Origin of the sequence: Streptomyces sp. NPDC051963, from assembly GCF_044593495.1 — a bacterium.
Taxonomy (GTDB): domain Bacteria; phylum Actinomycetota; class Actinomycetes; order Streptomycetales; family Streptomycetaceae; genus Streptomyces.
On record NZ_JBIUCC010000010.1, the window covers coordinates 290991 to 314669 of the forward strand.

A 23679-nucleotide genomic window follows, 5' to 3' on the forward strand; every position below is an offset into this window, starting at 1 on the left:
CTGCCATACTGCGGTTGTCCCGCCGCCCGTTGGAGACCAGGGTCGAATTGAATATCAGTCACCAGCGCGACGCCGCCCGTCCCCGGGTGCGTGGCACCGAGCGCTCCCTGGCGCGTCGCGCCGAACTCATCGCCATCGGGCGGGGGTTGTTCGCCGACACGTCCTATGACGCGCTGTCGATGGACGACATCGCCCGGCAGGCGCATGTCGCCAAGGGACTGATCTACTACTACTTCCAGTCCAAGCGCGGCTATTACCTGGCGATCATCAACGACTCCGTCGCCGACCTGGTCACCTATGCCGCGAGCGGCCTCGAACTGCCGCCGGTGGAGCGGGTCCACCGCACGATCGACAGCTATCTGCGCTACGCCGAGCAGAACCAGGCCGCCTACCGCACCATCGTCAGCGGCGGTGTCGGCTTCGACACCGAGGTGCACGCCATCCGGGACGGGGTGCGCGAGGCGATCGTCTCGACCATCGCCGAGGGCGCGTACGGCCGCAGCGACATCGCCCCGCTGGCCCGGATGGGCCTGCTCGCCTGGGTGTGCAGCGTCGAGGGTGCCGCCCTGGACTGGATCGACCATCCCGAACTCTCCCGCGACATCATGCGCGAGCTGCTGGTGAAGTCGCTGGGCGGATCGATGCGCGCCATCGAGGAACTGGACCCGGCCTACCCGGCCCCCGCGCCCGCCCGCCGCGAGGACTGACGGCCGAGGGGCGGAGGTCTCGTGGTCCTCCGCCCCAAGTCCCCCGTGGAATGGGCTAGTTGATCGCGTTGATCAGCTCGCCGTTGGCCGTGTCACCGCTCAGCTCCCAGAAGAACGTGCCGCCCAGACCCTGCTGGTCCTTGTACGTCATCTTGGTCGCGATGGTCGCGGGGGTGTCGTAACTCCACCAGTTGCTCCCGCACTTGGCGTAGGCCGTGCCTCCCACGGTGCCGGTCGCCGGGCAGCTGGTCCTGAGCACCTTGTAGTCCTCGATGCCCTGCTCGTACGTGCCCGCCGCCGGGCCGGTGGCGGTGCCCCCGGGCTCCGACTGGGTCACGCCGGTCCAGCCGCGGCCGTAGAAGCCGATGCCGAGCAGCAGCTTCGAGGCCGGGATACCGAGGCCCTTGAGCTTCGCGATGGTCGCCGAGGAGTGGAAGTCCGCCTTCGGGATGCCGGTGTACGAGGTCAGCGGCGAGTGCGGCGCGGTCGGGCCGGCCGCGTCCCAGGCGCCGAAGAAGTCGTACGTCATCGGGTTGTACCAGTCGACGTACTGGGCCGCGCCCGCGTAGTCCGCCGCGTCGATCTTGCCGCCGGCGGTGGCGTCGGCCGTGATCGCCGCGGTGACCAGGTTGCCGGTGCCGAACTTCGCCCGCAGCGCCTGCATCAGGTTCTTGAACGCCGCGGCGCCTGAGGTGTCGCAGGTCAGACCACAGGCGTTCGGGTACTCCCAGTCGATGTCGATGCCGTCGAAGACGTCCGCCCACTTGGAGTTCTCGACCAGGTCGTAGCAGGACTGGGCGAACGCGGCCGGGTCCTTGGCGGCCTCACCGAAACCGCCCGACCAGGTCCAACCGCCGAAGGACCAGAGGATCTTGAGGTTCGGGTGCTTCTTCTTCAGCTCGCGCAGCTCGTTGAAGGTGCCGCGCAGCGGCTGGTCCCAGGTGTCGGCGACGCCGTCCACCGACTCGGCCGCGGTGTAGGTCCGTTCGGTGGCCGCGTAGTTGTCGCCCATCGCGCACTTGCCGCCGGTGACGTTGCCGAAGGCGTAGTTGATGTGGGTGAGCTTGGCGGCGGAGCCGGAGGTCTCGACGTTCTTGACGTAGTACTTGCGGTCGTAGGTGCCCCATTCCGTGAAGTAGCCGATCACTTTCGAACCGGCGGCTTCCTTCGCGGTGGGCTCGGCGGTGGCCGTGGCGGTGCTCGCGCCGGCCAGGAGCCCGGCACCGAGGACGGCGCAACAGACGGCGGACACGAGCGCCCGGAACCGGTTGTGGGGACGGTCGGGATGGTGCATCGGGTGTCTCCTCGTGGGGGAGAGGGAACGCGCGCCGATTGGCATGAACGCGGTCAAGCGTTGATGCGAAACAGTAGGAGGACTAGACCAGTAGGTCAATGGTTCGGACCAATTTTGAGGCGCTTGGATTTACCCGGAGTAAGCGGTCGTTAACCGGTGACGGGATGCCCCGATCGGGCATACTCCCAGCGCAGAGCCGCTGGTCAGCAGCTTCCGTGACCCGGAGCGTCGCCATGAATGACCGCGCCCCGCAGCCGGTGGACCGGCAACTGCCCACGGACGAGGCGCGGGATCTGCTCGCGCTCGTTCGCGACATCGCGCAGCGCGAGATCGCCCCGAAGGCGGCCGAGGAGGAGGACGCCGGACGCTTCCCACGCGAGATCCTCACCCTGCTCTCGGGATCCGGTCTGCTCGGCCTGGCGTACGACTCCGCCTACGGCGGCGGTGACCAGCCGTACGAGGTCTATCTCCAAGTCCTCGAAGAACTCGCCGCGGCCCGGCTCACCGTCGGCCTCGGCGTGAGCGTCCACTCCCTGTCCTGCCATGCGCTCGCCACCTACGGCAGCAAGCAGCAGCAGGTCGAGTTCCTGCCCGACATGCTCGGTGGCGGGCTGCTCGGCGCGTACTGCCTGTCCGAGCCGTCGTCCGGCTCGGACGCCGCGTCACTGCGGACGAGGGCCGTCAGGGAGGGCGACGGCTGGGTGATCACCGGCACCAAGGCCTGGATCACCCACGGCGGAGTCGCCGACTTCTGCACGGTCATGGCCCGCACCGGCGAGGAGGGCCCGCGCGGGATCACCGCGTTCCTGGTGCCCGGCGACGCGGACGGGCTGAGTGCCGCGGCGCCGGAGAAGAAGATGGGCATGAAGGGCTCGCCCACGGCTCAGGTGCACTTCGACGGGGTGCGGGTGCCGGACGAGCGGCGCATCGGCGACGAGGGGCAGGGATTCGCGATCGCCCTCGCCGCGCTCGACTCCGGGCGGCTCGGCATCGCGGCCTGCGCGATCGGTCTGGCCCAGGCGGCGCTCGACGAGGCGTTGGCGTACGCCACCGGCCGGCGGCAGTTCGGGCGGCCGATCTCCGACTTCCAGGGACTGCGCTTCCTGCTCGCCGACATGGCGACCCAGATCGAGGCGGGCCATGCGCTGTATCTGGCGGCGGCACGGCTGCGGGACGCGGGCCGGCCGTTCGCCAAGCAGGCGGCGATGGCCAAGCTGCACTGCTCCGACACGGCGATGAAGGTCACCACGGACGCCGTCCAGGTCCTCGGCGGGTACGGCTACACGGCCGACTTCCCGGTCGAGCGCTATATGCGCGAGGCCAAGGTGCTTCAGATCGTCGAGGGCACGAACCAGATCCAGCGGATGGTCATCGCCCGTCATCTCGCGGGTCCCGAGACCCGCTGAGCTGACTGAAGTCCGCGCGGCGGCGCCGCGAGCCGCACCCACTCCGGGTCGTGGCGCCCCGGCAGTGTGCGGCCGCGATCGGCCCAAGTGCGCATGAGATCGCGGTAGATGGGGGGATCCTGGGGCTGCGGCGGCGCGGGCGGAACCGATTTTGCGGGCGCCGGGACGAACACCCGGCGGGCTCGTCCCGTCGCCGGATAGGTGGGGGTCATACCGGGCCAACGCCCTGGCCGGTTCGCAGGTCACCGGGGTGCGTAATCGGCTGTGAGTTCGCGGACGTACTGCTCGGAATATGGTTTCCTCCGATGATCTGACGTACCGTCAGCCGGACCGCCTCCAGGGAGGTATGCCGTGGCCGACGATCGTCCCGTACCGCTCGACGAGTACCCGGTGCACCAGGTCCCCCTGTCCATGAAGCACATGGCGACCGGCGACCGGAACGCCTACGACCGCTGCATCTTCCACGTCTTCGACCACGAGGGCCGGGCGCTGCTGATCCTCGGGCTCGGGGTGTATCCGAACGTGGGCGTCATCGACGCGTACGCGACGCTGAGGGTGGGGGACACGCTGCACGCCGTACGGGCCTCGGACGCGCTCGGCGACGACCGGATGCGGCTCGCCGTCGGTCCGCTGCGGATCGACGTCGAGGAGCCCCTGCGGCGACTGCGTCTCAGGTGCGAGGACTCGGTGTCGTACGACCTCACCTGGACCGCGGAGTTTCCCGCCCTCTGGGAGCCGCACCACGTCCAGCGCCGAGGCGACCGGCTGACCCTCGAAGGGCGCCGTTTCGTGCAGGCGGGCGGTGTCGAGGGCGTCATCCGGGCCGCAGGCGAGGAGTTCCGTGTCACCGGCACGCAGTGGACGGGCACCCGTGACCGCAGCTGGGGTGTGCGCCCCATCCCCGGTGAGGACGGCGGGCGATCGGCGGAGGAGCACTCGACCGAGGGCTTCCACTGGATCTGGTGCCCGGTCCGCTTCGAGGACCGCTTTCTGATGGTCATCACCCAGGAGGACGCCGACGGATACCGCTCACTCAACGACGCCACTCTCGTCCGGGACGGCCACCGGGACCGTCAACTCGGCTGGCCCCAGACCGAGATCACCTACCGCTCCGGCACCCGGCACCCGGAACGCGCCCTCATCCACCTCGGCGACCTGCGCAAGCCGACGGAGCTGGACGTGGAGATCCTCACCTCCTCCCCGCTCGCGATCGGTGCCGGATACCCGCCCGCCGACGACTGGCAGCACGGCACCTGGCGCGGCCGAGGCTGGACCGACCGCCGCACCTACGACCTCTCGGCCCCGAACGCCCTGGCCGCCTACGGCGTCACCGATCACGCCGCGCGCTTCCGGCTGGACGGACAGGTGGGGCACGGCATCTTCGAGCACGGCTCGTTCGGCCGGCACGACCCGAGCGGATTCACCGGGTTCGACTCGGTTGCGCCGTAGGGGAGTTGTCGGCTCGCCCGGTGCGCCGCAAGGCAGTTGTCGCGTCGTCACGGAGTTGGAGGGCACATGGTCACGGCACCCCGTCCCCGCACGTCCACCCGCGACCCGGAAGAGGTCGCCCGCCGCCTCACGGCCTGGCTCGACACCCGGTTGCCCGGCGCCCGGGCCGCCCGCGTCACCGTCCCCACCTCGAACGGCATGTCCAGCGAGACCCTGCTCTTCGACCTCGATCACCCCGAACCGCCCCTGAGCGCCTGCGCGTTGCGGCTCGCGGCGGACCCGGCGGCGTACACCGTCTTCCCGGTGTACGACATGACCCGCCAGTACCGCACCATGCGCCTGGTCGCCGAGCACACCGACCTCCCGGTGCCCCGCGTGCTGTGGCTGGAGCAGGACCCCGGCCCGCTCGGAGCGCCGTTCTTCGTCATGGAGCGCGTGGCGGGGCGGGTGCCGCCGGACGTCATGCCTTACACGTACGAGGGAAACTGGCTGCACGCGGCGAGCGACACCGAGCGCGAGCACCTGGAGGCGGCTTCGATCGGGTTGTTGGCCCGCCTGCATGACCAAGTCCCGCCGGAGGAGGCCGAGTTCCTCGCCCCACCCGGTGACGGCGACGCCCTGCGCCGCCACGTCACGGCTCAACGCGCCTACTACGCCTGGGTGGTCGACGGACTCGACCGCTCACCCCTCATCGAGGACGCCTTCGTGCGGCTCGAGGAACTCTGGCCGCACGAAACGGGCACGCCGGTGCTCAACTGGGGCGACGCGCGCATCGGGAACGTCGTCTACGACGGCTTCGAACCCGCGGCCGTCCTCGACTGGGAGATGGCGGCCCTGGCCCCGCGCGAGGTCGACCTCGGCTGGACCGTGTACCTGCACCGCTTCTTCCAGGACCTGACGGTCGCCTTCGGACAGCCGGGCCTGCCGGACTTCCTGCGGCGCGACCGGATCGAGGAGCGCTACGCGGACCTCACCGGTCACACCCCACGCGACATGGACTTCTACACGCTGTACGCCGCTCTGCGGCACGCCATCGTCATGCTGCGCATCGCCTACCGCCAGGTCCACTTCGGCGAAGTCGCCCGCCCGGCGGACCCGGACACACTGATCCTGCACCACGGCAGCCTGCGAGCCATGGTGCAGGGCAGCTACTGGGATTGAGCGAGCCGGCTCAGGCGGCGTGCCGCCGCATCACGGGGACCCGCAAGGGGCGCGAACCCGGTCCGCCGACGTGCGAGAAGGGCTGCTTCCGCCAGTCCAGCCCCTGAGGAAGCGTCAGCAGGAGGGCGGTGTCCTGCTCCTGGGGCTCCACGGACTCGTCCGCGGGCCGGGCCTCGGACGCCCGACGGCCGGTGCCGGCACAGACCGTGAGGCCGAACGGGTTCCACTGCGACGCACACAGCGCGTGCTCCGGCAGGACCTCTTCGTCCGCCAGCAGGGCGATGGGCTGCGCGCAGTCCGGGCAGATCACCCGGTACATCTCGAACGTGTCGTAGGCGTCGAGCTCTTCGGCTTCGAGAGCGTCGGGTTCGACGCCCTCCGGCTCGGGCTCCACCACCGGCTGCTGCCTCTTGGGCGCGGTACGACCAGGGCGCTTAACACTCTGCATGGGATTCTCCCCCTCGGGCTGGGCCGTGAAGGCACTGCGGCCTCGACCACAGCAAGCACTTCCCGCCCGGTCTCGGCGGTAATCACGAGAACATCACGGAGAGCGCTGCGGGCCTGTGGCGTTCGTCACATGCCGCCCGCAGGTGCCCGGCGCGGCACTTTTGTCCCCGAGCCGGCCCGCGGGCTTCTCTCGGCCACATCACGAACCGGGTATGACCTGCTGCTCCGGTACCCGAAGAGATCACGCGCCCTGTAGGTTCTTGCGCCATGGAGGAGCTGGACCGACAGATCGTGCAGCTGCTCGTCAAGGACGGGCGGATGAGTTACACCGACCTGGGCAAGGCCACGGGCCTGTCCACGTCGGCCGTGCACCAGCGCGTGCGCCGGCTGGAACAGCGCGGGGTCATCCGCGGGTATGCCGCGGTCGTCGACCCGGAGGCCGTCGGGCTGCCCATGACCGCCTTCATCTCGGTCAAACCCTTCGACCCCAGCGCCCCCGACGACATCGCCGAGCGGCTGGCCGGCGTGCCCGAGATCGAGGCCTGCCACAGCGTCGCGGGCGACGAGAACTACATCCTCAAGGTGCGCGTGTCCACACCGCACGAGCTGGAGGAACTGCTGGCCCGGCTGAGGTCGCTGGCGGGCGTCTCGACGCGGACGACGGTCGTGCTGTCCACGCCGTACGAGGCACGGCCACCGCGTATCTGAGCACCGGCGGTGCCCTGCCGACCGGGCGGTGCGCGCAAAGCGCGAGACTGTCCCTCATGAGTGAACGCACCGCCGCCTCCCCCCGAACCGTCCTCCTCCGCCGCGGAGAGATCCACAGCCCTGCCGACCCGTTCGCAACAGCGATGGTCGTCGAACGCGGCCAGGTCGCCTGGGTCGGCTCGGAAGGCGCCGCCGACGCCTTCGCCGAGGGCGTGGACGAGGTCGTGGACCTGGACGGGGCCCTGGTCACCCCCGCGTTCACCGACGCCCACGTCCACACCACGTCCACCGGCCTCGCCCTCACCGGCCTGGACCTGTCCACCGCCCCCTCCCTCGACGCGGCCCTCGCCGCCGTACGGGACTTCGCGGCCGTACGCCCGAACGACCGTGTCCTCCTCGGTCATGGCTGGGACGCCGCCCGCTGGCCCGGCGGCCGCCCGCCGACCCGCGCTGAACTCGACGCGGCCACGGGCGGCCGACCCCTGTACCTCTCCCGCATCGACGTCCACTCGGCGGTCGTCACCACGGCCCTGCTCGACATGGTCTCCGGCGACATCACCCGGGCCGACGAACCCCTCACCCGCGACGCCCATCACGCCGTACGCGCCGCGGCGTTCGCAGCCGTAACGCCCGCACAGCGCAGCCAGGCCCAGCGGGCCGCCCTCGCCCACGCCGCCTCCCTCGGTATCGGCTCGGTCCACGAGTGCGCCGGCCCGGCGATTTCCTCCGAGGACGACTTCACGGACCTGCTCCGGCTCGCCGCCGAGGAGCCGGGCCCGCGTGTGGTGGGCTACTGGGCCGAACAGGACGTCGAGAAGGCGCGCGGACTGGGCGCGATCGGCGCGGCCGGCGACCTGTTCGTCGACGGTTCCCTCGGCTCGCACACCGCCTGTCTGCAGGAGCCGTACGCCGACGCAGGCCACACCGGCACCTCCTACCTGGATGCCGCCGCGGTCGCCGCCCATGTCGCCGCCTGTACCGAGACGGGCCTCCAGGCGGGCTTCCACGCGATCGGGGACGCCGCCGTGACCGCCGTGGTGGACGGCGTGCGCGCCGCCGCCGAGAAGGTGGGCCTCGCCCGCGTACGCGCCGCCCGGCATCGCGTCGAGCACGCCGAGATGCTCACCCCCGACACCGTCGCCGCCTTCGCCGAGCTCGGTCTGACCGCCTCCGTGCAGCCCGCCTTCGACGCGCTGTGGGGCGGCGAGGAGGGCATGTACGCCCAGCGTCTCGGTGCGGGGCGGGCGCGCCTGCTGAACCCCTTCGCGGCCCTGCTGCGCGCCGGCGTCCCGCTCGCCTTCGGCTCCGACAGCCCGGTCACGCCCCTCGACCCATGGGGCGCCGTCCGGGCCGCCGCCTTCCACCGGACACCCGAGCACCGGGTCTCCGTGCGCGCCGCGTTCACCGCGCACACCCGGGGCGGCTGGCGGGCCGTAGGGCGGGACGACGCGGGTGTGCTGGTACCGGGCGCGCCGGCGGACTACGCGGTGTGGCGCACCGACGCACTGGTGGTGCAGACCCCGGACGACCGGGTCGCGCGCTGGTCGACCGACCCGCGTTCCGGCACCCCCGGGCTGCCCGATCTGAGCCCCGGCGCCGACCTTCCCGTGTGCCTGCGCACCGTGGTGGGCGGACGGACTGTGTTCGTACGGCCGGGCGAGTGATCTCCCGGGGTGGCGCGCAGAAGATCAACGGCACAGGCACTGTCGCGCGACCTGCGCATCCTCCGCACTGACCAGGGATTTGAGGGTAAATGCGCAGGTCAAACGGCTGTTGACAGCCGATGGCAGGGGGCCGGTAGGTTCGGCCCAGTCCACCACCGGACGCTCGACCGGAGAACCTCCGTGCAGTCGTCGCCACGCCGCTGGGTCAGGGACGGTGTCCCGCACCGGGGCACCGCCACTGGGTGCCAGGCTCAGCGCCCGCGCCGCGGCGAGGGAACGTTCCGGCCGGTCGGGGAGGTGTGACCCGGGTGGGGCCCGGGCGCTCAGTAGACAACGGCCTTTCGGTCGACCCGCAGCCAGCGGGTCCCAGGTCGGCCCGAAGGGCGCCGGGCCCCCATCCGCAGACCCATGGACGTCGGAGATCACAGACGGCGAAATCGGGATACTTACCCGGCCCTTGCGGAATCGACACCTCTGTACGACCCTTCTGACGCGTCCACGCAGGCCGTGCCCACTATGGTGGACCCCTGCGCACGGACACGAAGGGGCAGTAGTGAACGACGGCGACGGGACCCTCGCGGCACAGAGCCAGGGGAGGCAGTTCGGACCGCTCGGCCCGGCCTTGGTGATCATCCCGACCTACAACGAGGCGGAGAACATCAAGGCGATCGTCGACCGGGTGCGCAAGGCCGTCCCCGAGGCGCACGTGCTCGTCGCCGACGACAACAGCCCCGACGGCACGGGCAAGCTCGCCGACGAACTGACCATCGACGACGACCAGGTCCACGTCCTGCACCGCAAGGGCAAGGAGGGCCTCGGCGCCGCCTACCTCGCGGGCTTCCACTGGGGCATGGAGCACGGCTACGGCGTGCTGATCGAGATGGACGCCGACGGCTCCCACCAGCCCGAGGAGCTGCCCCGTCTGCTCACCGCGCTCAAGGGCGCCGACCTGGTGCTCGGCTCCCGCTGGGTGCCCGGCGGGAGGGTGGTGAACTGGCCCAAGTCCCGCGAGTTCATCTCCCGCGGCGGCAGCCTCTACTCGCGCGTGCTGCTCGACGTACCCATCCGGGACGTCACCGGCGGGTACCGCGCCTTCCGCCGCGAGACCCTGGAAGGCCTCGGCCTCGACGAGGTCGCCTCCCAGGGCTACTGCTTCCAGGTCGACCTGGCCCGCCGCGCGATCAGGGCCGGGTACCACGTTGTCGAGGTCCCCATCACCTTCGTGGAGCGCGAGCACGGTGACTCCAAGATGAGCCGGGACATCCTCGTGGAGGCGCTGTGGCGGGTCACGACATGGGGTGTGGGGGAGCGGGTCGGCAAGGTCTTCGGCCGGGGCGGGCCGTCGCAGCCGAAGTCCTCGCAGTCGTAGCCCTCGCGGCCGTACGACCTCACAGGCACCGTTGATCGTCCTCTTATCCCGTACTGAGCCGGACCCAGGCACACTGGACGCATGACGACTGGCGCTCCGACCCCCACCCACCCCGCACGGCCGCGGCGCTCCCGGCTGCGCACCTTCCTGCCGCTGGGCGTCGCCGCCTGGCTGGTGCTGGAGATCTGGCTGCTGACCGTGGTCGCGGGCGCCTCCAGCGGGTTCACGGTGTTCCTGTTGCTGCTCGCCGGGTTCGTGCTCGGCGCGGTGGTCATCAAGCGGGCGGGCCGGCGGGCCTTCCGGAACCTCAGTGAGACGCTGCAACAGCAGCAGGGCGGAGTGCCGCCCGCCGCACCCTCGGGCAACAGCGAGGGGAACGGCCTGATGATGCTCGGCGGGCTGCTGCTGATGATCCCGGGCCTGGTCTCGGACGCGGTGGGCCTGCTCCTGCTGATCCCGCCGGTCCAGAAGGCCATCAGCCGGTACGCGGAGCGCACCTTCGAGCGCACACTCCGGCAGGCCGCACCCGGCACCCTGGGCGGCGCCTTCCAGCAGGCTCGTATGCACCGCCCCGACGGCAGGGTCGTGCCGGGCGAGGTCATCCGGGACGAGCCGGGGGACGCCCCGCAGGGTCCGCGCCCGCCGCTCACGGGCTGAGGCCCTCCGGACCCACGAAACCGCGGGCGCCGTACGTCTACCTCACGTACGGCGCCCGCGGTTGTGTGCGTGCGTTGCTTTCCGCCCAAGCCCCTGAGGGATTACGCGGACTTGCGGCTGTCGCGCGGATGTACCGCGATGTTCATCGCACCGGAGCGCAGTACTGCCAGACGCTCCTCGAGGACCTCTTCGAGTTCCTCGCGGGTGCGTCGCTCCATCAACATGTCCCAGTGTGTACGCGCGGGCTTGGCCTTCTTTTCCTCAGGGCCGTCGCCGTCCACGAGGAGTGCCTGGGCCCCGCAGACCTTGCACTCCCACTCCGGCGGAATCTCCGCCTCGACCGAGAAGGGCATCTCGAAGCGGTGCCCCTTCTCGCATGCGTACTCCACGGCCTGGCGCGGGGCCAGGTCGATACCGCGGTCCGTCTCGTAGCTGGTCACCACGAGGCGCGTGCCGCGAAGAGCTCGCTCACTCATGAATCGTGCCTCCCGGGCTTGTCGCCCACAGGACAGGTGTCGCTGTCGTCGTCATCCGGTCAACGTCCGGTCGGCGGTAAAGATTCCCGTTCCGTGTCCCGTTCCGGGTCATGCGTCGCCGTCGTAGCCGCCCCTTGTTGTACCCACCAGCGCCCGGTTTGTCACATCTGCTAGCAGATGTCACCCAGCGTTTCGGCATCTTTGACGCGCAGTAACGGTACGCCTGGCAGGCCAAACGCGTACACTACCGCCCTTTCGCCTCGAGTGCTAAATCCTGTCCGGAACGGGGTTGCCCGCTTCGGCGATCCCCCGCCGTACCGGAACCCGTGCGAGCAGCACAAACCCCAGGATGAAGAAGGCCACCAGAGAGATGATCGCGTCCCGATAACTTCCGGTCAGCTGGTAGGTGAGACCGAACAGAAGTGGGCCCAGCCAGCTCATGCCCCGGTCGCTCAGTTCGTACGCCGAGAAGTACTCGGCCTCTTTGCCGGGCGGGACCAGATGCGAGAACAGGGAGCGGGACAGCGCCTGGCTGCCGCCGAGGACGAGGCCGATCCCGGCGGCGAGCACGAAGAACCAGACGGGTGCACCCGCGGGCAGGAAGTAACCGGCGGCCAGCGTCACCGTCCAGGCGATCAGTGAGCCGAGGATCGTGCGCTTGGCGCCGTACACCCGGGCGAGCCGGCCGAATGCGAGGGCGCCCGCCACCGCCAGCACCTGGACCATGAGAATCGCCCCGATCAGCGTGGACTGTCCGAGCCCCAGCTCCTCGGAGCCGTAGACGGAGGCCTGGGAGATCACCGTCTGGATGCCGTCGTTGTAGACGAGGTACGCCAACAGGAACGCCAGCGTCAGCCGATGGCCGCGCATGTCGCGGACGGTCGCCGCCAGCTGCCGGAATCCGGGGGCGGTCGCCTCCTTCGCCGTGGTGGACCGGCGGTCGCGCAGCCGTCGTAGCGGTACGAGCGTGAAGGCGCCCCACCACAGACCGGCCGAGGCCAGACAGATGCGGACGGCGGTGCCCTCCGAGACACCGAAGGTGTCGTGGGCGAGGTAGAGCACCAGATTCAGCACGAGGACCAGCGCGCCCGCCGCGTAGCCGAACGCCCAGCCCCGGGAGGAGACCGCGTCGCGTTCCTCGGGCGGGGCGATCTGCGGCAGATAGGAGTTGTAGAGCATCATCGCCACGGACTGCGCGGCGTTCGCGACCACCAGCAGGAGACCGCCGAGCAGGTATCGGTTCCCGTCGAGGAAGAACATCGCCGTGGTCGCCGCGGAGCCCACGTAGGCGGCGGCCGCGAGGAGCGGCTTCTTGCGGCCGGTGCGGTCGGCGGCCGCACCCACCAAAGGCATCACCAGCACGGCCACGATCACCGACAGGGACACCGAGTACGCGAAGAAGGCCCCCGCGCGGACCGGGATCCCCAGGGGGTGCACGAATCCGTCCCCGTCCGCGGCCTCCTTGGCGACCGAGGTCAGATAGGGGCCGAGGAACACGGTGAGCACGCTCGTCGAGTAGACGGAGCACGCCCAGTCGTAGAAGTACCAGCCGCGCTGCTCGCGCCGCCGCTCGGCGGCCTCGTCGGCCACCTCCGTCTGCACGGTGTCGGTGCCCACCCGTGCCCCTCGCTTCCCCGTGAAGGCAAGGGGTCTCCTGGGGCTCAGACCCAGACGCCCCGGTCCTCCATGACCTTGCGCAGTGTGTCGATGTGATCGGTCATGATGCCATCGACGCCCAGCTCGAGGAGCCGGTGCATGTCATCGGCTTCGTTGATCGTCCACACATGCACCTGGAGCCCGCGCGCGTGCGCGGTGCGGATGAAGCGGTGGTCCACCACCTGAATGCCGGACTGGGCCTCGGGCACCTGCGCGGCGACCGCCGAGCGGCGCAGCGCCGCCGGGACGCCCCAGGAGCGCAGCCGCAGGTTGAGGACGCCACGGGTGCCGTACGAGGTCGCCAGGCGCGGCCCGGCCAGCCGTTGGGCGCGCACCACGCGCGCCTCGGAGAAGGAGCCGACGCAGATCCGGTCCCAGGTGTTCGTGCGCTCGATCAGATCGAGGAGCGGGTGCAGCGCGGGCTCGGCCTTCATGTCGACGTTCCAGCGGACGTCGGGGAACTCCTCGAGCAGGTCCTCGAAGAGGGGCACCGGCTCCTGGCCCGCCACGCGCGCGTGCACCACGTCCTTCCACGGCAGGTCGGCGATCCGGCCCGCGCCGTCGGTCACCCGGTCCAGGGTCGAGTCGTGGAAGGCGACGAGCTTCCCGTCCGACGTGGCATGGACGTCGGTCTCCAGATACCGGTAGCCCGCCTCCACCGCGCGCCGGAACTGGAGCGCGGTGTTCTCCAGGCCGTCCGCGTCTCCGCCTCGGTGGGCGAAGGCGATCGGGCCGGGGTGGTCGAGGTAGGGGTGGCGTATCCGGGTGCTCACGGTCGAAGTATCGCCCCACGGGGTTGCCCTTCGGCAACCACCGTGCTGCGGTCCGGTGCCGACGGGACGGCGAACACCCGCAGGAAGAACTGAGCCATCGGGCCGATCGACACCGCGTACAGGAGTGTGCCGACACCGACCGTGCCGCCCAGGACGAAACCCGTCACGACCACGGCCACCTCGATGGCCGTCCGCATCAGCCGGATCGAACGTCCGGTGCGCCGGTGCAGCCCGGTCATCAGTCCGTCCCGGGGGCCAGGACCGAAGCGGGCGGCGATGTAGAGGCCGGTGGCGGCGCCGTTGAGCAGGATGCCGGCCAGGAGGAGGGGGACGCGTACGGCCGGGGAGTGGGCGTCGGGGAGCGCGGCGAGGGTGCCGTCCATGGCGAGGCCGACGACGAAGACGTTCGAGACGGTGCCGAGGCCGGGGCGCTGGCGCAGGGGGATCCACAGGAGCAGGACCGCCGCGCCGGCCACGATCGACACCACGCCGATCGTCAGGCCCGTCAGCTCGGCCAGGCCCTGGTGCAGCACGTTCCAGGGCTCAAGGCCCAGACCCGCCTCGACGAGCAGGGCCGAACTCGCTCCGTAGAGCGCGAGACCGGCGTACAGCTGGATCAGTCGGCGGGTCAATTGGCCCTTCGCGGACAAGACGTTCCCCCCTGGTGGTGGTTGTGGCCTGATGCATGACACCCTGTGGCTTGGAAAGAAACAACAACCATGGCCAATTCGGGGAAGGTGGACTGATTTCCATGGCGCAGTGGACCTCTGCGGTGGGGCCGGCTCAGCTCGCCCGGCTGCTCGGCTCCCAGCAGGACCGCCCGGCGGGACCGGGCACGCGCCGCCCGCCCGCCTACCGCGCGCTCGCCGACGGCATCCGGCTGCTCGTGCTCGAAGGCCGCGTCCCGGTGGCCGCCCGGCTGCCCGCCGAACGCGAGCTGGCCCTCTCCCTCTCCGTCAGTCGTACGACCGTCGCCGCGGCCTACGAGGCGCTGCGCACCGAGGGATTCCTGGAGTCCCGGCGCGGGGCGGGCAGTTGGACCGCGGTGCCGGCCGGCAACCCGCTGCCGGCGCGCGGCCTGGAACCCCTGCCGCCGGAGGCGCTCGGATCCATGATCGACCTCGGCTGTGCGGCGCTGCCCGCGCCCGAGCCGTGGCTGACGCGTGCGGTGCAGGGGGCCCTGGAGGAGCTGCCGCCGTACGCGCACACGCACGGCGACTATCCGGCCGGGCTGCCCGCGCTGCGCGCGATGATCGCCGAGCGGTACACCGTGCGCGGGATTCCGACCATGCCCGAGCAGGTCATGGTGACGACGGGGGCGATGGGGGCGATCGACGCCATCTGTCATCTCTTCGGAGGGCGGGGTGAGCGGATCGCGGTGGAGTCGCCGTCGTACGCCAACATCCTGCAACTGATGCGGGAGGCCGGTGCCCGGCTGGTGCCCGTCGCGATGGCCGAGGGGCTCACCGGGTGGGACGTCGACCGGTGGCGGCAGGTGTTGCGGGACGCGGCACCGCGGATCGCGTACGTCGTCGCCGACTTCCATAACCCCACCGGCGCGCTGGCCGGCGAGGACCAGCGGCGGCAACTGGTGGACGCGGCGCGCTCGGCGGGGACCGTGCTGGTCGCCGACGAGACGATGAGCGAGCTGTGGCTGGACGACGATGTGGAGATGCCGCGGCCCGTGTGTGCCTTCGACCCGGCCGGGTCGACCGTCATCACCGTGGGGTCCGCGAGCAAGGCTTTCTGGGCCGGGATGCGGATCGGATGGGTGCGGGCCGCCCCTGACGTGATCCGGAGCCTGGTCGCCGCGCGGGCGTACGCAGATCTGGGCACGCCGGTGCTGGAGCAGCTGGCCGTGAACTGGTTGTTCAGCACCGGGGGTTGGGAGCAGGCCGTTCAGGTGCGGCGCGGTCAGGCCAGGGACAACCGGGAGGCGCTGGTGGCCGCGGTGCGCAGACAGCTGCCGGAGTGGGAGTTCGAGGTGCCGCAGGGCGGCCTGACGCTGTGGGTGCGGACCGGCGGGCTGTCCGGGTCGCGGCTTGCGGAGGCGGGGGAGCGGGTGGGCGTGCGGGTGCCGTCCGGGCCTCGCTTCGGGGTCGACGGGGCCTTCGAGGGGTATGTGCGGCTGCCGTTCACGGTGGGGGGCGCGGTGGCGGAGGAGGCCGCGGCGCGGCTTGCCGCTGCGGCCCGGTTGGTGGAGAGCGGGATGTCCGGGGGGACGGAGGGGCCTCGTACGTTCGTCGCGTAGCTACGCGGGCTCCACCGCGGCCGCCTCTGCCGGTACCGGCTCGGGCTGCGGGGCCGACTGCGCTTCCGAATGCGGCTCGGGCTGCGGTTCCGGCTGCGGTTCCGCGTCCGCCGGTGTCGTCTTCGGCGGGAGCAGGGCCAGGACCGCCTCGCGGTGGGCGTCCGTCGCGGCGTCCTCGTAGGGGTCCGGGGTCGCCGGGACCTGGAGGCGGTGGACCGGGCCCGTGCCGAGGCGGGCGTAGCCGCGGCCGGGTGGGACGTGGGCGACGGGCGTGGTGTGCGGGGGTGTGCCGAGGACCGTCTTCAGCTGGTCGGCCGAGGCCGGGCCCAGGACGACCCGCGCGCGCGTGTGCTGTCGTACCGGATCGCTCAGGGTGTCCACGCTGTCGAACTGGTCGGCCACGACCACCGTCACATTGGCCGAACGGCCGTGCCGCAGGGGGACCTGGAGCAGGGACTGCGGGTCCTTGCGGCCGTCGGCGGCGGCGACGTGGCTGAAGGCGCTCGGGCGGTCCAGGAGGATCCACAGGGGGCGCTTGGTGTCCTCCGGCGGCGGGTGGCCCGCCTGGCGGGCGCGGTTGACCGCGATCAGGCGGCGCTCCGTCTCGGCCGCGGCCCACTCCAGGCTGGCCAGTGCCCCGGCCAGCGCGCACTCGACGGCCAGGACGCCGTCCCTGCCGGTGAGGCAGGCGTACTCGCCGGTGCCGCCGCCCTCGACGATCAGCACGTCGCCGTACTGGAGGGCCTGGAGGGCGATCGAGCGCAGCAGGGTCGAGGTGCCGCTGCCCGGCTGGCCCATGACCAGCAGGTGCGGCTCGGTCGAGCGGACGCCCGTGCGCCAGACGACCGGCGGTGCGTCGCGCTGTTCCTCACCGAAGGTGAGGGGGAGCGTGCGCTGGACCCCGATGGGGTCGGTGAAACCGAGCACCGTCTCGCCGGGGGACGTGACGAAACGCTGGGCGGTGATGTCGGTCGGCAGCGGTGCGAGGACCGTGACCGTGAGGAGGTTGCCCTCCTCGTCCCAGGCGAAGTGGTATTCGCGGCCGCGACCGGACTTGGCGGTGAGCAGGTGCTCGATGCGGGCCCGGGACTCGGCCTCGCCGTCCGTGAAGTACGCCGGGTAGCGGACGACCAGGTGCGTGACGCGGCCGGTGTCGTCGAACCCGTAGGTGGGGAAGGCCTTCTCCCACTCGCCGCCGTGCGCATACAGGGGCGCGGGGTCCTCGGCGGTCGAGAAGTAGGGCACCAGCGCCTCGTACAACGCCTGGAGGCGCTTCGTCTGTGCCTCGTCCGGGCCGTCCGGGGCCGTCGGGGCACGGTCCCGGCCCTGCCAGGCTGCCGCCGCCATCACGGTGATGACGGCCAGCAGCGGGCCGTACGGAGCGAGCGCCACGACCAGGACCACCGAGGCCACCAGGAACAGCAGCGGTCCGCGCCTGTCCTTGGGGGTGTCGGCCCACTTGCGCCGTCCGGCCGCGGCCAGCCGGCGCAGACCACGGGTGATCGTGATCAGCGGGTGGAGGACGTCGGTGGCGCTGTCGGCCGCCGTCCGGGCCAGCACCCGGCTCCGGGCGAGCTGCGCGCTGCCGTTGCTCAGAATGCGGGGGAGGGGGCGGCGGGCCACTGCTGTCTCCTGAAAGTGCGTGCGTACGGGCGGAAGGGCGGCGTCAGAACTTGATTCCGCCGAGGAGGCTCGCCAGGCTCTCGCCGCCGGCCTTGATGCTCGGGGCGATGGCCGTACTCGCCAGATAGAAGCCGAACAGGGCCGAGACCAGGGCATGCGACGCCTTGAGCCCGTCCTTGCGGAAGAAGAGGAAGACGATGATGCCGAGCAGGACCACGCCTGAGATGGACAGGATCATGTGAGTTCTCCTGGTTCGTGGGGACAGTCACCATGAGTACTTCCAGGCTCACAGGATGTATCCATACTATAAAAGGTGCAACTGGGTGAATTTCGGTGGATTTCGCTCCGGTGGCGTAGCGCTCGTGGGCGGTACGGGCGGGTCGGTCGGAGGATGCGGTCCTGCAATGATCTTTGCCGCGGGCGCATCCGGTCATGTGCCCGGGAAGCCAGTACTCTGGCGATTCACTCGTACTAGTGAGAGGCGGTCCGGTCGATGACTGAAGCCCCCGACCCCGAGGTCGTGGAGCTGGCGACCAAGATCTTCGATCTTGCTCGGCAGGGACGGACCGAGGCGCTCGTGGCCTATGTCGACGCGGGCGTTCCGGCCAACCTCACCAACGACCGCGGTGACTCCCTGGTGATGCTCGCCGCGTACCACGGGCACGCGGACGCGGTGCGGGCGCTGCTCGCCCGGGGCGCCGAGGCCGACCGGATCAACGACCGAGGGCAGAGCCCCCTCGCGGGGGCCGTCTTCAAGGGCGAGGAAGAAGTGATCAGAGCCCTCCTGGAGGGTGGCGCCGACCCGGCCGCGGGTACTCCGTCGGCCATCGACACCGCCCGCATGTTCGGCAGGGCAGAACTGCTGGAACTGTTCGGCGCACTTTGATCCGGACGTCCTGACCAGGAAAAACAGGTATTCGAAGCAGGCAGGAAACGGACAACGGGGGAGGCGGTACCAGGCCGCCGGATATTTCGGTCGCGGCAGGCAGAACTGCCGAGTCATCATGACGTCGTGATTCACGGACGCGATGGCTGGGCAGATGTTGCCGCACCGCGCGGGCCGTGAGCGGTCCGCAACGGGCCACCAACGAGAGGCAGAGGAAGATGGCTTACAGCAAGCAGGAAACGGCGGGCGCCCCGACGTGTTGTCACGCGGCCAGGTAGAGCAAGATCCCGGTTGCGTCGACGCTTGATGTGAGGCTGTTTCCCATGTTCGATCCGGTCATAGCGCCCAGCGGTACGCTGCTCGGCCTGCTCCAGCGGGGCCGCGGCGACGGCACACTGCACGCGCTCACCGCCCCGCGCGCCGAAGCGCTCGCGGCACTCAATCACTGCGTGCTGCTCGACCCCCGCCACGACTGGCAGGTGGAGAACCGCTCCCTGTACTACGCCCGGCTCTATCTCGACCTGAACGGCGAGCTGGACGAGATCGAGGCCCACCTCTTCGACGTCGAGGACGCCCTCGACACCGAGGAGTCACGCACCGGGCTCGCCCTGGCCGTCCTCGGCCATCTCGCCTCGTACGGCAGGCTGGACGCCCTGGGACTGCTGCGCAGGTACGCGGCGTCGGGCTCCAACTGGGCCTGGGCCCTGGACGAGCTCGCCCTGCGCGACGACGACGCCGGTCTGCGTGCCCTCGCGGCCCCCGTCCTGGCGCGCTTCCCGGCCGACGCCGAGGGAGAGGCCGAACTGTCCGCCGCCGTACGCGACGCCTTCGAGCCGCGGCCATGGCGCCTTTGGGCCGAGGATCACCGCGAATCCATCGCCACGCGCGTGCGTGCCGCCCAGGAGACCGGCTGTTTCGACCGCTGGCAACGCCAGATGCGGCCGACCGGCCCACGCCCCGGGTGGAGCGTGCAGGCCGTCTTCGAGTGGGCCCAGCAGGGCGTCGAACGCGGAGTGGCTCTCCATGTTCCGGCCGCCCGCTGTCTCACCGCCGTGGCCGGTCCCGAGGACCGGCCGGAAATCGTCGCCGCCGCCAAGGACGGCAGCGAGGGCGCCCGCTGCACGGCGCTGCGCTACCTCGCCGACAGCAACGACCGGGAGGCCCTCGACCTGATCGACGGCGCCGTGGCCACCGGCTCGACACCTGTCGTGGAGGCCGCCGTCGACGCCTTCGAACGGATGCGCAGTGTCGCCGCGGTCGACCGGGCCCGCGGCTGGGCCCACCGGCCCGACGCCCTGGGCGCCGCCGCCGGACGGGTGCTCGCCTGCCGGGGCGGCACCGGGGACCGGGATCTGGTCCTAGGTGCGCTGCGGGAGGCCGTACGGGGCGAAGGGCCCGACGCGCCGACCCTGTGGACCCTGGTGGACGGCGCCGGACGGCTCGGCATCCTCTGTGCGGCACCCGTGCTGCGCCATGTGTACCGAGAGACCGCGTCATCCCATCTGCGTGGTCGGGCCGCCCGTGCGCTGGCCGCCACCGACCCGTCCTTCGCCGCGGGATTCGCCGTCGAATGCCTCTGGGACTGCGAGGAAGCCACCCGCGAGATCGCCGCCCGGCATGCCGAGACCGGCGATGCCCGGGTCGTGGAGCAGCTCCGCAGGCTCGCCGCGGACCCCGCGGAGGAGGCCGAGGTCCAGACAGCCGTACGCAGCCGAATCGGCCCTGACGCGCCCGCTGTGTGAACACGAGGTGACTCGCGGGTCAGACGGGCATGGACGCGATCTGGCCTGCTCGGGTGGGCAGCGGAACGCTCACGAGTCGTTCGCCGTTGGGAAAGATCCACGTTGACGCGACCACGTCCAGTACGGCGACAACACCCGTATGCGTGTCGTCATCGTGACCGAATCCTTTCCCCCCGACGTGAACGGCGTGGCCCACTGCGCGCTCCAGACCGCCCGACACCTCGTCGATCGCGGTCACGCCCCCATCGTCGTCGCCCCGGCTCCCGCTCCCGGGAACAAGGCGGCCGGCCTTTCGCCGTGCCCCGTCGTCCACGTCCCCTCCCTACCGCTCCCCGGCTACCCCCAGGTCCGCGTCGCCCTCCCCAGCCGGCGCCTCGCCGCGGCGCTCATCGAGCACCGCGCGGACATCGTCCACCTGGCAAGCCCCTTCATCCTCGGCGTCCGCGGCATGGCCGCCGCCGCCCGGCTCGGTATCCCCGCCGTAGCCATCTACCAGACCGACCTGGCCGGATACGCCCGCACCTATGTGGGCGCCGGCGAGGCCGCGGCCTGGCGTCGCATCCGCTCCGTCCACTCCGCCGCCGACCTCACCCTCGCGCCGTCCAGCGTGTCCCTGACCGACCTGGAGGCCCACGAAGTGCCCCGGGTGAAGCTCTGGCAGCGTGGCGTGGACACCGTCCGCTTCCGCCCCGACCTCCGGGACGAGAAGCTGCGCCGGGAACTCGCCCCGAACGGTGAGCTGATCGTCGGCTACGTCGGGCGGCTCGCCCCCGAGAAGCACGTGGAACTGCTGGCCGGTGCCTCCGCACTGCCCGGCGTCCGTGTCGTGGTCGTGGGCGACGGACCCAGTCAGCCGAACCTGGAGGAGGCGCTGCCGGGCGCGGTCTTCCTCGGCCGCCGCACCGGCGAGGACCTCGCCCGGATCTTCGCCTCCTTCGACGTCTTCGCGCACACCGGCCCCTTCGAGACGTTCTGCCAGACCGTCCAGGAGGCCATGGCGAGCGGTGTGCCGGTCATCGCGCCCGCCGCGGGAGGTCCGCTGGACCTGGTCGCCCACGGGCGCACCGGGCTGCTGGTCCCGCCGCGCGACGCGGGCGCCGTACGGGACGCGGTGCAGACGCTGGCCGCCGACCCCACGTTGCGGGCCGAATACGGCGCCGCCGCGCGCACCATGGTCGAGGGCCGCACGTGGGCGGCCGTCGGAGACCAACTCATCGGGCACTATGCCCAGGTGCTCAAGACACGGAACAAGACGGTGGTGGCGGCGTGAGCGAGTCATTGCGCATCGTGCGGCTGGCGAACTTCGTCGCGCCCGCATCAGGCGGTCTGCGTACCGCGCTGCGTGAACTCGGCAAGGGCTTCAAGGCGGCAGGGCACGAGCCCGTGCTGATCGTGCCGGGTGAGCGGTACTCCGACCGGGAGACCGAGCAGGGCCGGGTGATCACCCTGCCCGGGCCGGTGCTGCCCGGCACCGGCGGCTACCGCGTGCTCATCGACAAGCGGCGCGTGGCCAAGCTCCTGGAGGAGCTGGGCCCCGACCGCCTGGAGGTCTCCGACCGCACGACGCTGCGCTGGACCGGCAAGTGGGCACGCCGCGCCCGGGTCCCCGCCGTGATGGTCTCCCACGAGACCGCCGACGGCGTCCTGCGCACCTGGGGCCTGTCGGAGAACCTGTCCCGGCGGACCGCCGACGCCATCAACGTCCGTACGGCGCACACGTACTCGCGGGTCGTGTGCACCACCGAGTTCGCGGAGCGCGAGTTCGTGCGGATCGGGGCGCGCAACGTCGTACGGGCCCCGCTGGGCGTCGATGTGATGGAACGGCACCCTGCCCTGCGGGATGCCTCTCTGCGTGCCGAGTACGCGCGCATGGACGAGATTCTGCTGGTGATGTGCTCCCGGCTGTCGGTGGAGAAGCGCCCCATCACCGCGATCGACGCCGCCGAGGAGCTGGTCCGGCGCGGGCGCCGGGTGCGGCTGGTCGTGGCCGGTGACGGTCCCCTGCGGGAGCGTCTCGAGCAGCGGGCGCGTGAGCGTTCGCTTCCGGTCACCTTCCTGGGCCATCTGAAGGACCGTGGCCGGCTGGGCGCGCTCCAGGCGTCCGCCGACGTGTGCCTGGCGCCTGGACCCGCCGAGACCTTCGGGCTCGCCGCACTGGAGGCGATGGCGTGCGGCACGCCCGTGGTGGCGAGCGCGTCGTCGGCGCTGCCGGAGGTGATCGGCTCCGCCGGGGCCACCGCCGCGGATCGCGGCGCGGCCTTCGCGGACGCCGTGGACATGCTGCTGGAGCGGCCCGAGACGGACCGGCGGGAGGCGGCACGCGCGCGTGCCGAGTGTTTCGGATGGGGTGCGGCAGTCGAGTCGTTCCTTGCCGCGCACGACGCGGTGGTGACGGGTCAGGTGCATCGGGTCGTGCCGGAGCGTGTGATATGAGACCGCTGAGTTTCGTCTCCCTCGGCGATTCGCTCACCGAGGGGGTGGGCGATCCCGTCGGGAAAGTCTGGCGTGGCTGGGCCGCGCTGCTCGCTGACGGGCTCAGTGCGGAGCCCGCGCAGTTCACCAACCTCGCCGTGAGCGGGGCGCAGACGCGCGACGTCCTGGAACGCCAGCTGCCCGCCGCGCTGGACCTGCGGCCGGACGTGGCGTCCGTCGTCATCGGCGTCAACGACACGCTGCGCTGCACCTTCGACATCCACGCCGTGGCCGAACGGCTCGACAAGGTGTACGCGGCCCTCGCCGCCCAGGGCACGGTCATCCTCACGGCCTGTCTGCCCGACCCCGGTTCGATGCTGAGGCTGCCGGGCTCGCTGGCCCGCCCGCTGGCCCGGAGGCAGCGCGCGGTCAACGCCGTGGTCCATGCGCTGTCCGAGCGGTACGGAGTCGTGCATCTGCACGCCGCCGAGGAGGACTGGATCCAGGACCGGGCGATCTGGAGCGCGGACCGGCTGCACCCCAGCGAGCGCGGGCACCGGGAGCTGGCGCTGCGGTTCCACGGGTTGTTGGCCGGGGCCGGCGTCGCCAAGGGCTTCGCACCCTCCCGGGAGCCCGAGTTCGCGGCTCCCACCAAGTCGGCGAGCCTGCTGTGGCTGGCGACCGCGGGGACGGCCTGGGTGATCCGGCGGTGCACCGATCTGCTGCCGAACCTGTTGACGCTCGCCGTCGACGAGATGCGGCACCGTGCGCGCGGGACGAGCGCGAAGCTCGATCTGCGGGCGGCACATGCGGTGTCAGCCGCGCTGGCGGCGCTGTCGATGGAGCTGGACCAGCGGCCGGAGCCTGATGCGGCTTAGCTCCGCTGGTTGGGCGTTGGGCGTTGGGCCGTCGCTGTCTGCGGGTGCGTTGGGGCTGGTCGCGCAGTTCCCCGCGCCCCTGGAGGAGCGCGGGTACGCAACGTATGTCGGTGAGGCTCC

The 23679-nt window shown here is 71.3% G+C and carries 22 protein-coding genes; 14 read left to right on the top strand and 8 right to left on the bottom strand.

Annotation, left to right across the window (positions count from 1 at the left end; genetic code table 11):
* Positions 1–47 precede the first annotated feature (47 nt).
* Positions 48–707 carry a TetR/AcrR family transcriptional regulator gene (locus ACIHFB_RS38275; RefSeq protein ID WP_365282609.1) on the top strand — a complete coding sequence of 220 codons (660 nt, stop codon included), beginning with the start codon at positions 48–50 and terminating at the stop codon, positions 705–707.
* A 55-nt stretch (positions 708–762) separates the two neighbouring features.
* On the opposite strand, the gene ACIHFB_RS38280 is transcribed toward ACIHFB_RS38275, so the two are convergent.
* Positions 763–2001: a glycoside hydrolase family 18 protein gene (locus ACIHFB_RS38280; RefSeq protein WP_365282610.1), complete on the bottom strand. Its 1239-nt coding sequence runs from the start codon at positions 1999–2001 to the stop codon at positions 763–765.
* A gap of 233 nt (positions 2002–2234) precedes the next feature.
* Here ACIHFB_RS38280 and ACIHFB_RS38285 point away from each other — a divergent pair, with 233 nt between their 5' ends.
* From ACIHFB_RS38285 to ACIHFB_RS38295, 3 genes are all read left to right on the top strand, one after another.
* Entirely contained in the window at positions 2235–3407 is a 1173-nt protein-coding gene (locus ACIHFB_RS38285) for an acyl-CoA dehydrogenase family protein (RefSeq protein ID WP_400129312.1), read from the top strand.
* Between the two features lie 351 nt (positions 3408–3758).
* On the top strand, positions 3759–4856 hold the full coding sequence (locus ACIHFB_RS38290; RefSeq protein ID WP_365282611.1) for a hypothetical protein: 1098 nt from the start codon (positions 3759–3761) through the stop codon (positions 4854–4856).
* 66 nt (positions 4857–4922) lie between these two features.
* Positions 4923–6017, top strand: a complete 1095-nt coding sequence (locus ACIHFB_RS38295) for a phosphotransferase family protein (RefSeq protein ID WP_365282612.1) — start codon at positions 4923–4925, stop codon at positions 6015–6017.
* Between the two features lie 10 nt (positions 6018–6027).
* Here ACIHFB_RS38295 and ACIHFB_RS38300 read toward each other — a convergent pair whose 3' ends face one another.
* Entirely contained in the window at positions 6028–6465 is a 438-nt protein-coding gene (locus tag ACIHFB_RS38300; protein WP_365282613.1) for a hypothetical protein, read from the bottom strand.
* 266 nt (positions 6466–6731) lie between these two features.
* Here ACIHFB_RS38300 and ACIHFB_RS38305 point away from each other — a divergent pair, with 266 nt between their 5' ends.
* The 4 genes from ACIHFB_RS38305 to fxsA all read left to right on the top strand — a co-directional run bounded on the left by ACIHFB_RS38305 (position 6732) and on the right by fxsA (position 10862).
* On the top strand, positions 6732–7172 hold the full coding sequence (locus tag ACIHFB_RS38305; protein ID WP_301978267.1) for an Lrp/AsnC family transcriptional regulator: 441 nt from the start codon (positions 6732–6734) through the stop codon (positions 7170–7172).
* A 56-nt stretch (positions 7173–7228) separates the two neighbouring features.
* Entirely contained in the window at positions 7229–8836 is a 1608-nt protein-coding gene (locus ACIHFB_RS38310) for an amidohydrolase (protein ID WP_365282614.1), read from the top strand.
* Between the two features lie 553 nt (positions 8837–9389).
* Positions 9390–10205: a polyprenol monophosphomannose synthase gene (locus ACIHFB_RS38315; protein ID WP_365282615.1), complete on the top strand. Its 816-nt coding sequence runs from the start codon at positions 9390–9392 to the stop codon at positions 10203–10205.
* 81 nt (positions 10206–10286) lie between these two features.
* Positions 10287–10862: an FxsA family membrane protein gene (gene fxsA, locus ACIHFB_RS38320; RefSeq protein ID WP_400129313.1), complete on the top strand. Its 576-nt coding sequence runs from the start codon at positions 10287–10289 to the stop codon at positions 10860–10862.
* Positions 10863–10963: 101 nt separating this feature from the next.
* Here fxsA and ACIHFB_RS38325 read toward each other — a convergent pair whose 3' ends face one another.
* The 4 genes from ACIHFB_RS38325 to ACIHFB_RS38340 form a co-directional block, all read right to left on the bottom strand.
* The gene (locus ACIHFB_RS38325; protein ID WP_003977404.1) at positions 10964–11338 is read right to left on the bottom strand and encodes an RNA polymerase-binding protein RbpA; all 375 of its coding nucleotides are present in this window, start codon (positions 11336–11338) and stop codon (positions 10964–10966) included.
* 267 nt (positions 11339–11605) lie between these two features.
* Entirely contained in the window at positions 11606–12955 is a 1350-nt protein-coding gene (locus ACIHFB_RS38330) for an MFS transporter (RefSeq protein WP_365282617.1), read from the bottom strand.
* 44 nt (positions 12956–12999) lie between these two features.
* Positions 13000–13767: a glycerophosphodiester phosphodiesterase gene (locus ACIHFB_RS38335; RefSeq protein ID WP_400129314.1), complete on the bottom strand. Its 768-nt coding sequence runs from the start codon at positions 13765–13767 to the stop codon at positions 13000–13002.
* Positions 13764–14417, bottom strand: a complete 654-nt coding sequence (locus tag ACIHFB_RS38340; RefSeq protein ID WP_400129315.1) for a YitT family protein — start codon at positions 14415–14417, stop codon at positions 13764–13766. Before ACIHFB_RS38340 ends, ACIHFB_RS38335 begins: the two co-directional genes overlap by 4 nt.
* Before the next feature lie 101 nt (positions 14418–14518).
* On the opposite strand from ACIHFB_RS38340, the gene ACIHFB_RS38345 reads away from it, so the two are divergent.
* Entirely contained in the window at positions 14519–16018 is a 1500-nt protein-coding gene (locus ACIHFB_RS38345) for a PLP-dependent aminotransferase family protein (RefSeq protein ID WP_400129316.1), read from the top strand.
* Here the strand turns inward: ACIHFB_RS38345 and ACIHFB_RS38350 are convergent, their stop codons facing one another.
* Positions 16019–17641, bottom strand: coding sequence for a hypothetical protein (locus ACIHFB_RS38350; RefSeq protein WP_400129317.1), 1623 nt, complete (start codon positions 17639–17641; stop codon positions 16019–16021).
* 43 nt (positions 17642–17684) lie between these two features.
* The gene (locus ACIHFB_RS38355; RefSeq protein ID WP_016434155.1) at positions 17685–17879 is read right to left on the bottom strand and encodes a hypothetical protein; all 195 of its coding nucleotides are present in this window, start codon (positions 17877–17879) and stop codon (positions 17685–17687) included.
* 255 nt (positions 17880–18134) lie between these two features.
* Here ACIHFB_RS38355 and ACIHFB_RS38360 point away from each other — a divergent pair, with 255 nt between their 5' ends.
* From ACIHFB_RS38360 to ACIHFB_RS38380, 5 genes are all read left to right on the top strand, one after another.
* On the top strand, positions 18135–18527 hold the full coding sequence (locus tag ACIHFB_RS38360) for an ankyrin repeat domain-containing protein (protein WP_365282622.1): 393 nt from the start codon (positions 18135–18137) through the stop codon (positions 18525–18527).
* 323 nt (positions 18528–18850) lie between these two features.
* Positions 18851–20269 (top strand): HEAT repeat domain-containing protein, encoded by a 1419-nt coding sequence (locus tag ACIHFB_RS38365; RefSeq protein WP_400129318.1) that lies wholly within the window; start codon positions 18851–18853, stop codon positions 20267–20269.
* Between the two features lie 139 nt (positions 20270–20408).
* Entirely contained in the window at positions 20409–21539 is a 1131-nt protein-coding gene (locus ACIHFB_RS38370) for a glycosyltransferase family 4 protein (RefSeq protein WP_400129319.1), read from the top strand.
* Positions 21536–22702, top strand: a complete 1167-nt coding sequence (locus ACIHFB_RS38375) for a glycosyltransferase (protein ID WP_400129320.1) — start codon at positions 21536–21538, stop codon at positions 22700–22702. The genes ACIHFB_RS38370 and ACIHFB_RS38375 overlap by 4 nt, the downstream gene beginning before the upstream one ends.
* Positions 22699–23559 carry an SGNH/GDSL hydrolase family protein gene (locus tag ACIHFB_RS38380; RefSeq protein ID WP_400129321.1) on the top strand — a complete coding sequence of 287 codons (861 nt, stop codon included), beginning with the start codon at positions 22699–22701 and terminating at the stop codon, positions 23557–23559. Before ACIHFB_RS38375 ends, ACIHFB_RS38380 begins: the two co-directional genes overlap by 4 nt.
* Positions 23560–23679 lie beyond the last annotated feature (120 nt).